8 protein-coding genes and 2 pseudogenes are annotated in these 11609 nt (G+C 46.7%); 8 read left to right on the top strand and 2 right to left on the bottom strand.

Translation table 11 applies throughout. The features are described 5' to 3' along the window. Positions 1-262: 262 nt before the first annotated feature. Positions 263-472, top strand: a complete 210-nt coding sequence (locus TI10_RS11750; protein WP_049583546.1) for a YbfA family protein — start codon at positions 263-265, stop codon at positions 470-472. A 66-nt stretch (positions 473-538) separates the two neighbouring features. Further along, positions 539-1282 carry a type 2 GTP cyclohydrolase I gene (locus TI10_RS11745; RefSeq protein ID WP_049583544.1) on the top strand — a complete coding sequence of 248 codons (744 nt, stop codon included), beginning with the start codon at positions 539-541 and terminating at the stop codon, positions 1280-1282. Between the two features lie 427 nt (positions 1283-1709). Here the strand turns inward: TI10_RS11745 and TI10_RS26650 are convergent. After that, positions 1710-1820, bottom strand: a pseudogene (locus tag TI10_RS26650) (IS200/IS605 family transposase); the annotation flags it as partial. A gap of 66 nt (positions 1821-1886) precedes the next feature. Between TI10_RS26650 and TI10_RS11740 the strand changes: the two are divergent. Further along, the gene (locus TI10_RS11740) at positions 1887-3023 is read left to right on the top strand and encodes an RNA-guided endonuclease InsQ/TnpB family protein (protein WP_049583543.1); all 1137 of its coding nucleotides are present in this window, start codon (positions 1887-1889) and stop codon (positions 3021-3023) included. A 105-nt stretch (positions 3024-3128) separates the two neighbouring features. Here TI10_RS11740 and TI10_RS11735 read toward each other — a convergent pair. Beyond that, a pseudogene (locus TI10_RS11735) lies at positions 3129-4411 on the bottom strand (citrate synthase). Between the two features lie 870 nt (positions 4412-5281). Here TI10_RS11735 and sdhC point away from each other — a divergent pair. The 5 genes from sdhC to sucA all read left to right on the top strand — a co-directional run bounded on the left by sdhC (position 5282) and on the right by sucA (position 11605). After that, positions 5282-5671: a succinate dehydrogenase cytochrome b556 subunit gene (gene sdhC / locus TI10_RS11730; protein WP_049583542.1), complete on the top strand. Its 390-nt coding sequence runs from the start codon at positions 5282-5284 to the stop codon at positions 5669-5671. Beyond that, positions 5665-6012: a succinate dehydrogenase membrane anchor subunit gene (gene sdhD, locus TI10_RS11725; RefSeq protein WP_049583541.1), complete on the top strand. Its 348-nt coding sequence runs from the start codon at positions 5665-5667 to the stop codon at positions 6010-6012. The genes sdhC and sdhD overlap by 7 nt, the downstream gene beginning before the upstream one ends. After that, complete coding sequence (sdhA, locus tag TI10_RS11720) at positions 6013-7779, top strand: succinate dehydrogenase flavoprotein subunit (protein WP_049583540.1); 1767 nt, start codon at positions 6013-6015, stop codon at positions 7777-7779. 36 nt (positions 7780-7815) lie between these two features. After that, complete coding sequence (locus tag TI10_RS11715) at positions 7816-8532, top strand: succinate dehydrogenase iron-sulfur subunit (protein WP_011145734.1); 717 nt, start codon at positions 7816-7818, stop codon at positions 8530-8532. A gap of 265 nt (positions 8533-8797) precedes the next feature. Further along, the gene (gene sucA / locus TI10_RS11710) at positions 8798-11605 is read left to right on the top strand and encodes a 2-oxoglutarate dehydrogenase E1 component (RefSeq protein WP_049583539.1); all 2808 of its coding nucleotides are present in this window, start codon (positions 8798-8800) and stop codon (positions 11603-11605) included. Positions 11606-11609 lie beyond the last annotated feature (4 nt).

Raw genomic sequence — 11609 nt, 5'->3', positions numbered from 1 at the left:
GAAAAAATTGACTCTTATTGCTATTAATAACATTTTCACTGATCGTTAATTAAATGTTCATAATTTGTTTGTAATATTACATCTTTACTCTATTTTGTGTAATAAAATTACATAAAATAGAAAATATAGCGATAATAACGGCTTAAAAGCGATCTGATTAAGTGGTAAATTTTCATTTCTTGCGATAAAATTTTAAACAATTTACAGATTGATTATTTTTAAGATTCTACGGAAAAGTGGGATCATTTTAAGGAGGACTAATATGTCTTCATATCGTGAGTATCCTTGGTATCAGGTTCTTGTACGCCGTATTGGCGCTGTCACTTTCGGTATCCTGGCATTACCGGTGATGTTGTTTCGTCGTGATCGCGTCCGCTTTTACAGTTATTTGTATCGCATATGGGTAAAAACCAGCGATAAACCCCTATGGTTAAAACAATCAGAGCAGGTTATGGCAGTCAGAAGTAGTTGACAACTGACAATTGGAGGCAGGTAACGGTATATTATTGCCATACAATCAATACACAGGACGAATATGATGCGTAATATTGAGCTGGAAAATGTGATTAATCGAGAACTGAAAATTGACGAGTTTCAGGATTATGCCCCCAATGGTTTACAAGTTGAAGGGCGTGCTCATATTCAGCGGGTTGTTACTGGCGTTACTGCTTGTCAGGCTTTATTGGATGAAGCGGTTCGTCATCAGGCTGATGCCATTATCGTTCATCATGGCTATTTTTGGAAAAATGAGCCAGCAGTGATTCGTGGTATGAAACATAATCGCCTGAAAACGCTGCTCTGTAATGATATAAATTTATATGGTTATCATCTGCCCCTTGATGCCCACCCATCATTGGGAAATAACGTGCAATTGGCCCATCAGATCGGCGCGAAAGTTGTTGGATTAATTGATGCATTCGTGCCGCATGGGGAATTTGAACAGCCGATAACACCGTTTGAGTTAACTTCACGTATTGAACAGGCGCTTGGTCGCAAAGCGTTTCATGTCGGTGACAATGCGCCTGCGGAGATTCGTACTCTTGCCTGGTGTACCGGCGGTGGTCAGAGTTTTATTCAACAGGCGACTGAATTTGGTGTTGATGCTTTCATTACCGGTGAAGTGTCAGAACAGACGGTTCATATCGCCCGTGAAATGGGGCTGCATTTTTATGCTGCGGGTCATCATGCCACTGAACGTTATGGTATTAAGGCGTTGGGTGAATGGTTGGCTGATAATCATGGGTTGGATGTCACTTTTATCGATATTCCAAATCCGGCTTGATCACGTTTTCTTAAGGCGGAAATAGACGAAGCCCACTAACCGTGGGCTTCAAAGCTTTTGACAGACTTTTCATAATTAACGTTTTTTTGTCAAAAACGTTATTCTATCCGATTCATAGAATTGTGTATTTTGATCTTGGTGATCTCGCTACACACGCAAATAGAGGCTACGTTTGATAATTTAGAGAGCAAGTCGCTAGTACCTACTCTTGGATAACGAGCATACACAAGGAAGGTGATGAGATCAATTTCTACGATGCTTTAAACCTTACGGGTATGGCATCAAATTTCACCGAATAATCTTTCCAATTAAATAAAGCTCTGACTATTAAGCTAGTAAAAACTGCCGTAAGCCCTTGTATCTTGAAAATTGATTATAATATCAACATGATTAGATTTGGCACAGTGTGTGCAGCCCGATGAACCTTTTCACATTCCAGCTTTGCCGCCGCTGAACTGAATGCCTCACGTAACGGGTGTATCATCCGTCCATCAAAGCGCTTTCGACGGGACTTTGTCGTGAATATCAAATGCACAACCCGTTGATATCTTCCTGTCACAGGCTAAAATGAAGGCACTCTCTCAATGAGCAATGAGCGCTGAATATGTTAAGAGCGACTAAAGTACGCATCTACCCGACACCCGAACAGGCCGCGTATCTTAACGGCCAGTTCGGTGCGGTCCGTTTTGCGTACAACAAGGCGCTGCACATCAAAAAGCATGCTTATAGACGTCACGGTGTGAGCTTAAATCCACGCAAAGACCTTAAACCGCTACTGGCGGTCGCGAAGAAATCACGCAAGTACGCCTGGCTCAAAGCATATGACGCCATCGCGTTACAGCAGGCGGTGATCAATCTGAATACCGCGTTTGATAATTTCTTCAATCCGAAGTTGCAAGCCCAATTTCCCACGTTCAAACGCAAATACGGCCGGCAATCCAGCTATCACTGTATTGGGGTGAAAGTGCTGGATGGCGCCGTGAAGATCCCGAAATTGTCACCGATAAAGGCGCGCCTACACCGAGAAATTGTAGGGCAAGTGAAGAGCATTACACTTTCCCGAACAGCTACGGGAAAATATTTCGCCGCTATCCTGTGTGACGATGGCCGGGATGTACCGGAAAAGCCGGGCGTTATCACCCGCGTGACAGGGTGCGATATGGGGTTATCCCACTATCTTATCCAGTCGGACGGGGAGAAGGTGAATAACCCTCGTCATCTTATCAACGCCGCCCGTAACCTGCGCCGCAAGCAGAAAGCCCTGTCCCGAAAACAGAAAGGCAGCGCCAACCGTCGAAAGGCACGTTTACAGGTCGCCGCGGTACACGAACGGGTAGCCAATGCCCGTGCCGATTTTCAACACAAACTCTCCCGGACAATGGTTGACGAAAACCAAGCGATCATTGTCGAGACGCTAAAATCGGCCAATATGATGAAGAATCACCACCTTGCTCGCGCTATCGGGGATGCGGGCTGGCATGGCTTCATCAAGAAACTGGAATACAAAGCCGCAGCGGCGGGCGTTCATCTGGTCAAACTGGATCAGTGGTTCGCCAGCTCGAAAACCTGCCATTGCTGCGGTCACAAAGTGCCGGAAATGCCGCTGCATAAGCGGATCTGGGAATGCCCTTGCTGTGGTGTCGAACATGACCGCGATATCAATGCGGCGATCAACATCCAGTGCAAGGGCACAACAGAATTACAGGCGGCGGGACTCGTCGTTTCTGCCCACGGAGGCTAGCGTAAATCCGTCATATCGACGGTGGCGGCCTGAGAAGTGGGAAGCCTCGCCGTTTGCGGCGTGGAGCAGTCACAGCTTCGCCCTTATCGTAATCGAATTTTATTATTATTTTTCAAGCTGGCTTTCGAAATCACGTTTTGTGTAGCCGGTATAGAGTTGACGTGGGCGAGCGATTTTCACGCCGGCGTCATGCATTTCGTTCCAGTGAGCGATCCAGCCGATAGTACGGGCAATGGCGAAAATAACAGTGAACATGGTGGATGGAATACCCATTGCTTTCAGGATAATGCCCGAGTAGAAATCCACGTTCGGATACAGTTTCTTCTCAATAAAATAGGGGTCGTGTAGAGCAATACGTTCAAGCTCCATAGCAACTTCCAGCAGGCTGTCATTCAGGCCGAGTTCATCTAGCACTTCATGGCAGGTTTCACGCATAACAGTTGCGCGAGGATCGTAGTTTTTGTAAACACGATGACCAAATCCCATCAGACGGAAAGCATCATTCTTATCTTTGGCCCGTTTAATAAATTCAGGAATGTGTTCAACTGACTGAATTTCTTCCAGCATACGCAGACAAGCTTCGTTTGCGCCGCCATGAGCAGGCCCCAAAGAGAAGCAATACCGGCGGCAATACAGGCAAATGGGTTGGCGCCGGAGGAACCTGCGGTTCGTACGGTTGAGGTGGACGCGTTTTGTTCATGATCCGCATGCAGGATAAAGATGCGGTCCATAGCACGTTCCAGTACTGGGTTCACTTTATATTCTTCACATGGTGTAGCGAACATCATGTTTAGGAAGTTGCCTGCATAGGAGAGATCATTGCGCGGATAAACGAATGGCTGACCGATAGAGTATTTGTAGCACATGGCGGCCACTGTCGGCATTTTTGACAGTAGGCGATATGCGGTAATGTCACGGTGACGTGGATTGTTCACATCCAGAGCATCATGATAGAAAGCAGCCAGCGCGCCGGTAACGCCGCACAGCACCGCCATCGGATGTGAATCACGGCGGAAGCCGTTGAACAGGCGATGGATCTGTTCATGGATCATGGTGTGACGGGTAACGGTTTTTTTAAATTTATCAAACTGCTCTTGTGTTGGTGTTTCACCGTACAGCAGGATATAGCAGACTTCCAGATAAGTAGATTTTGTCGCTAGTTGGTCAATAGGGAAGCCACGGTGCAGCAATACACCTTCGTTGCCATCAATGTAGGTGATCTTGGATTCGCAAGATGCCGTAGAAGTAAAACCAGGGTCGTAGGTATAGAAACCTTGGGTGCCGAGAGTACGAACGTCGATGACTTTAGACCCAAGGGTCGGTGTGAGCACGTCCAATTCAATAGCAACTGAACCGTCTGGGGTTAGAGTTGCTTTGTTATCTGCCATTACAGTCTCCTTAGCGCTTTCATTTTTATAACTCTTAACAACCACAGCAGAAAGACACCGTAATAGAGTCTATCTTATCAGGCTATTTTATCGACTATTCTTTGCCATCAAGAACGGGCTTGGACGGTGCTCTGACAAAAGCGGTCGCTTTTGAATGCACTTTGGTATGGCCCGCGCCGGTGAGCGATTTGTGGGTGAATCGCCTCTTACAGACTGTGCACACACTCCGGTTGCTGTGCAATCTGTGTTCCCAATTTATTGACAAGAATGGTCTATACCTATGATGCCTGGTGGAATAGGTTCTTATACTGTGTCCCCTGACACTGTACTACCAGGGAAAAGCTGAAATCAGGCCAATATCACATTTAAGGCTGAAATTTCACCCTGGACAACAATGGTTTTCAGGTTGTTAGCGAATTTTTGAGAGTTATGTTTTATGCATTGACTACAAAAATGATTATGATTCGTGCGGACTACACAGTTACATAACTTTAGCTTTGCTTGAGGTCTTTCCTCTTATCAAAAATCAATCTCAAAAGTGTTTTCAACCATATATGTAAGATAAATGTTTAAAGTTTGTCAAACAAGATAATTAATTTTGTGCAATATGTTTGAATCGTGATCTTAATCACTGTTCAGTGGAAATGTAGCTAATCATATTGTGTTGGAATTGTAATAATAATGTGAAGCACATATACTGCCGCCAGGTCTCCGGATTACCCTGCTGTAGGAGCACCCAGCGTAACTAAACCACAACATTTTTTAACATGAAGGATCTATCGTCTGATTGAATGTTGTGTCTTTGTATCCTCTTATCGCTGTCTGATTTCCGCCCAGGTCCGGAGGTAAGGAAAATAATAAAAGAGCTGTGTGGGCAAAATTGTGAAAAAACAAAGACCTGTCAACCTTGATTTGCAGACGATACACTTTCCAGTCTCTGCAATAGCCTCGATCTTGCACCGTGTCTCTGGCGTCATTACTTTCATAGCAGTAGGAATTCTCCTCTGGTTGTTAGGAATGTCTCTCTCCTCGCAAGAAGGGTTTCAGCAAGCCGCCGATATTATGACGGGATTTTTCGCTAAGTTTATTGTGTGGGGCATTCTGACCGCGCTGGCTTACCATATCTGTGGTGGTATCCGTCATATGTTGATGGATTTCGGCTACTTGGAAGAAAACTTAGCGGTCGGTAGTCTCTCTGCCAAAGCGGCAATCGGGATTGCTGTTATTCTGTCGATTCTGGCTGGAGTACTGGTATGGTAAGTAACGCATCTGCATTGGGTCGCACGGGTATCCATGATTGGCTATTATTGCGCGCGTCCGCAATGATTATTGTTTTATATGTTGTTTATATGTTGGGCTTTGTCGTTACAACGTCGGAAATCACTTATGAAGTCTGGCGGGGTTTCTTCGCTTCATCCATCACTAAAGTCTTCACTGTGCTGGCACTGTTTTCCATTCTGGCTCACGCCTGGATTGGTATGTGGCAAGTACTAACTGACTATGTAAAGCCGCTGGCGCTGCGTTTAATGCTGCAATTGGCGATTATCGTTGCACTGATGGCTTACTTGATTTACGGAACAATTGTGGTGTGGGGTGTATAGATGAAACTGCCAGTAAGAGAGTTTGATGCAGTCGTTATTGGCGCAGGCGGCGCTGGCATGCGCGCGGCACTACAGATTTCACAAATGGGATTATCCTGTGCTTTGATTTCCAAAGTATTCCCAACCCGTTCTCATACTGTATCTGCGCAGGGTGGTATCACCGTTGCGTTGGGTAACTCCCATGACGATAACTGGGAATGGCACATGTATGACACGGTGAAAGGCTCCGACTATATCGGTGACCAGGATGCGATTGAGTACATGTGTAAGACCGGGCCCGAGGCCATTCTGGAACTGGAACACATGGGGTTGCCATTTTCACGCTTGGATGATGGCCGTATTTATCAACGTCCATTCGGCGGCCAGTCAAAAAACTTTGGTGGTGAACAGGCGGCACGTACCGCCGCGGCGGCAGACCGTACCGGTCATGCCCTGTTGCATACGCTGTATCAGCAAAACTTAAAAAACCACACCACTATTTTTTCTGAATGGTATTCGTTGGATCTGGTTAAAAATCAGGATGGCAGTATTGTTGGTTGTACTGCGATTTGTATTGAAACCGGTGAAGTGGTTTATTTCAAAGCGAAGGCAACTATTCTGGCAACGGGCGGCGCCGGTCGTATTTATCAATCAACAACTAACGCTCACATTAACACCGGTGATGGTGTCGGTATGGCGCTGCGTGCCGGTGTACCTGTACAGGATATGGAAATGTGGCAATTCCACCCAACCGGTATTGCCGGGGCGGGTGTTCTGGTAACAGAAGGTTGCCGTGGCGAAGGCGGTTATTTGTTGAATAAAGATGGCGAGCGCTTTATGGAGCGTTATGCGCCAAATGCTAAAGATCTGGCTGGTCGTGATGTAGTAGCGCGTTCCATCATGATCGAAATCCGCGAAGGCCGTGGTTGTGATGGTCCTTGGGGGCCTCATGCTAAGCTGAAACTGGATCATTTGGGTAAAGAGGTGCTGGAATCTCGTCTGCCGGGTATTCTTGAATTATCCCGTACTTTCGCTCATGTTGATCCGGTAAAAGAACCTATCCCGGTTATTCCAACTTGCCACTATATGATGGGTGGTATCCCAACTAAAGTTACCGGTCAGGCGCTGATGGTTAATGCAAAAGGTGAAGATGTGGTTATTCCGGGCCTGTTTGCTGTCGGTGAAATTGCCTGTGTATCGGTTCACGGCGCTAACCGTCTGGGGGGTAACTCTCTGCTGGATTTGGTGGTGTTTGGCCGTTCTGCCGGTTTGCATCTGAAAGAATCGCTGATGGAACAAGGTACTAGCCGCGAAGCCAGTGAATCTGATATTGAAGTATCCCTGCAACGTCTGAACCGTTGGAATAGTACGCGTACTGGTGAAGATCCGGTTAAAATTCGTAAAGATTTGCAAGCGTGCATGCAGAACAACTTCTCTGTATTCCGTGAAGGTGATGCAATGGCGAAAGGGCTGGAAGAACTTAAAGTTATCCGTGAACGCCTGAAAAATGCACGTTTGGATGATACTTCCTCAGAGTTCAATACTCAGAGAATTGAGTGTCTGGAGCTTGATAACCTGATGGAAACGGCATTTTCTACGGCTGTCGCTGCTAATTTCCGTACTGAGAGTCGTGGCGCTCATAGCCGTTTCGACTACCCGGATCGTGATGATGCGAACTGGTTATGCCATACCCTCTATCTACCGCAAACTGAAACTATGACTCGTCGTAATGTCAACATGCAGCCAAAACTGCGTGAAGCATTCCCGCCGAAAGCGCGTACTTACTAATGAGTTGCTGATAACCCAGTTGCGGAGGAATAGATTATGAAACTTGAATTTTCGATTTATCGTTACAACCCGGATGTTGACAGCGCTCCTCATATGCAGGATTACACGCTGGAAGCAGAAGAAGGGCGTGACATGATGTTGCTGGATGCGTTGATCCAGCTTAAAGAGCAGGACCCAACACTCTCTTTCCGTCGTTCTTGTCGTGAAGGTGTTTGTGGTTCTGACGGCCTCAACATGAATGGCAAAAATGGCCTGGCCTGTATTACGCCTGTTTCGGCTTTGCGGCGCGGTAGCAAGAAAATTGTTATTCGCCCGTTGCCCGGCTTGCCGGTTATCCGTGACTTGGTTGTAGATATGGGGCAATTCTATGCGCAATATGAGAAGATTCGTCCGTATTTGCTGAATGACGGCAAAAACCCGCCGGCACGCGAACATTTGCAATCACCTGCACAAAGGGAAAAACTCGATGGTCTGTACGAGTGTATTCTGTGTGCATGTTGCTCAACTTCCTGTCCGTCATTCTGGTGGAACCCTGATAAATTTATCGGGCCTGCGGGCTTACTGGCAGCATATCGCTTCCTGATTGACAGCCGTGATACTGAAACGGCTTCACGATTAGACAAGCTGAATGATGCTTTCAGTGTTTTCCGTTGCCATAGCATCATGAATTGTGTCAGTGTGTGCCCTAAAGGGTTAAATCCAACAAAAGCTATCGGCCATATTAAATCTATGTTACTGAAACATAGCGCATAATAGGTCTGCCCTCCGCGAGATTTTCTTTGTGGAGGGCACAAAGAATTGAAGAGTATGAGTTGCCAACTGCTAATGATGACAAAAGCTTGAGGCGAGGAACCTTTAAAAACGATGGGGCGGTTTTTAAAGGTTCCTTGAAGGGTTCCGAAACCCAAAAGAGAACATGCATAAAGCACGTCCAAATGAACCTTTTATCGATACCGTATTTAAACGGTAATAGTTAACCACGGCGAAAACTAAAGCTTTTAAAGCTTAAGGGATCACAATGCAGAACGGCGCAATGAAGGACTGGCTGGATTCAAGCTTCCTGGCTGGTTCAAACCAGTCTTACATAGAGCAGATCTATGAAGACTATATAACCGATCCACACTCCGTTGATGCAAGTTGGAGAGAGATTTTCCAACAATTGCCGAATGCGGGACTCAACGGTGAGCAACTCCACTCGCAGACGCGTGATTACTTCCGCCGTCTTGCGAAAGATACCACGCGTTATCATTCCTCTGTCAGCGATCCAGCAATGGATGCAAAACAAGTTAAAGTTTTGCAACTCATCAACGCATTCCGCTTCCGCGGTCATCAAAATGCGAACCTTGACCCGTTGGGATTATGGAAACAGGATAATGTGCCTGATTTAGATCCTGCTTTCCATAATCTGACGGAAGCTGATTTTGAAGAGACGTTTAATATAGGTTCTTTCGCAGTCGGCAAAGAGACGATGAAATTGGCTGATTTGTATGAAGCGCTGAAACGCACTTATTGCGGTTCTATTGGCGCTGAATACATGCACATCACCAATACGGAAGAAAAACGTTGGATTCAGCAGCGTCTGGAGTCTGTGACTGTCAGCTCTCAGTTTAGCGTAGAGGAAAAGCGGCGTTTTCTGGCAGAACTGACGGCAGCGGAAGGCTTGGAGCGTTATCTGGGCGCGAAGTTTCCGGGAGCGAAACGTTTCTCTCTTGAAGGTGGTGATGCGCTTGTCCCAATGTTGAAGGATCTTATCCGCCATGCGGGTAAACATGACACACGAGAAGTTGTGCTAGGAATGGCTCACCGTGGTCGTCTCAACGTCTTGGTTAATATCTTAGGTAAAAAACCGGCTGATCTGTTTGATGAATTTTCCGGTAAGCATAAAGAGCACCTTGGTACCGGCGACGTGAAATATCATCAAGGTTTCTCGTCTGACTTTGCCACCGAGGGAGCTAAGGTTCATTTGGCATTAGCATTTAACCCATCTCACCTTGAGATTGTCAGCCCTGTGGTTATTGGTTCAGTACGCGCCCGCCGTGATCGTTTGGATGAAGGCCGCAGCAATATGGTGTTGCCAATCACTATCCACGGCGATGCTGCTGTTACTGGTCAGGGAGTGGTGCAGGAAACCCTGAACATGTCTCAGGCTCGTGGTTATGAAGTTGGCGGTACAATTCGTATCGTCATCAATAATCAGATCGGTTTCACAACGTCTAACCCGAAAGATGCCCGTTCAACACAATACTGTACCGATATTATCAAAATGGTACAGGCGCCGATTTTCCACGTTAATGCAGACGATCCAGAAGCGGTGGCATTTGTTACCCGCTTAGCACTGGATTTCCGTAATACCTTCAAACGTGATGTGATGATCGATCTGGTCTGTTACCGTCGTCATGGTCATAACGAAGCTGATGAGCCAAGTGCAACTCAGCCAATGATGTATCAAAAAATCAAGAAACACCCAACGCCACGTAAAATCTATGGCGACAAGCTGGCGGCGGAGAACTTGATATCAGTCGATGATGTGACCGAAATGGTTAACCTGTATCGTGATGCCCTCGACCGTGGTGATTGTGTCGTTGATGAGTGGCGCTCAATGGGGCTGCATTCATTTACTTGGGAGCCTTATCTTAATCACGAATGGGATGAAGAGTACCCACATAAAGTTGATATTAAGCGTTTGCAAGATCTGGGTAGACGTATCAGCTCTGTCCCGGAAGAAGTGACAATGCACTCCCGTGTAGCGAAAATTTATAATGACCGCGCAGAGATGGCAAACGGCGATAAATTGTTCGATTGGGGCGGCGCAGAAACATTGGCCTACGCGACTTTAGTGGATGAAGGGGTTCCAGTGCGTTTGTCTGGTGAAGATGCCGGTCGTGGTACTTTCTTCCATCGTCATGCGGTTATCCATAATCAGGCTAACGGTTCTGTTTATGTTCCTCTGGCGAACGTTCATAACGGTCAGGGAGCATTCGATGTTTGGGATTCTGTTCTGTCTGAAGAAGCGGTATTGGCGTTTGAGTATGGCTATGCGACAACGGAACCTCGTGCCCTGACAATCTGGGAAGCTCAGTTTGGTGATTTCGCCAACGGCGCACAGGTTGTTATTGACCAATTCATCAGCTCTGGTGAGCAGAAATGGGGCCGTATGTGCGGCTTGGTTATGCTGCTGCCTCATGGCTATGAAGGGCAGGGGCCTGAACACTCCTCGGCCCGTTTGGAGCGTTATCTGCAACTGTGTGCAGAACAGAACATGCAGGTTTGTGTGCCATCAACGCCAGCTCAGGTCTACCATATGCTTCGCCGTCAGGCTTTGCGCGGTATGCGCCGTCCGTTGATCGTTATGTCGCCAAAATCACTGTTGCGTCACCCATTGGCCGTTTCCAGCTTGGATGAGCTGGCTAACGGTAAATTCCAGACGGTTATTAGTGAAATTGACGATCTTGATCCGAAAGGCGTTAAACGAGTTGTACTTTGTTCAGGTAAAGTCTACTACGACCTGTTGGAGCAACGTCGTAAAAATGAACAAACTGATGTCGCTATCGTGCGTATTGAGCAACTATATCCATTCCCTCATCAGGATGTTCAGTCAACACTGGAACAGTATGCTCATGTACATGATTTTGTCTGGTGCCAGGAAGAGCCATTAAATCAGGGGGCCTGGTATTGCAGTCAGCACAACTTCCGTGAAGTGATCCCGTTCGGGGCTTCTTTACGTTATGCAGGTCGTCCTGCGTCTGCTTCCCCGGCAGTTGGATATACGTCAGTTCACCAGCAACAACAACAAGAGCTGGTTAATGACGCACTGAACGTTGAATAAATAA

Origin of the sequence: Photorhabdus luminescens subsp. luminescens, assembly GCF_001083805.1 — a bacterium.
GTDB lineage: Bacteria > Pseudomonadota > Gammaproteobacteria > Enterobacterales > Enterobacteriaceae > Photorhabdus > Photorhabdus luminescens.
The sequence above is the reverse complement of the archived record's forward strand: the minus strand, read 5'-3'. Positions and strand labels throughout refer to the sequence as shown.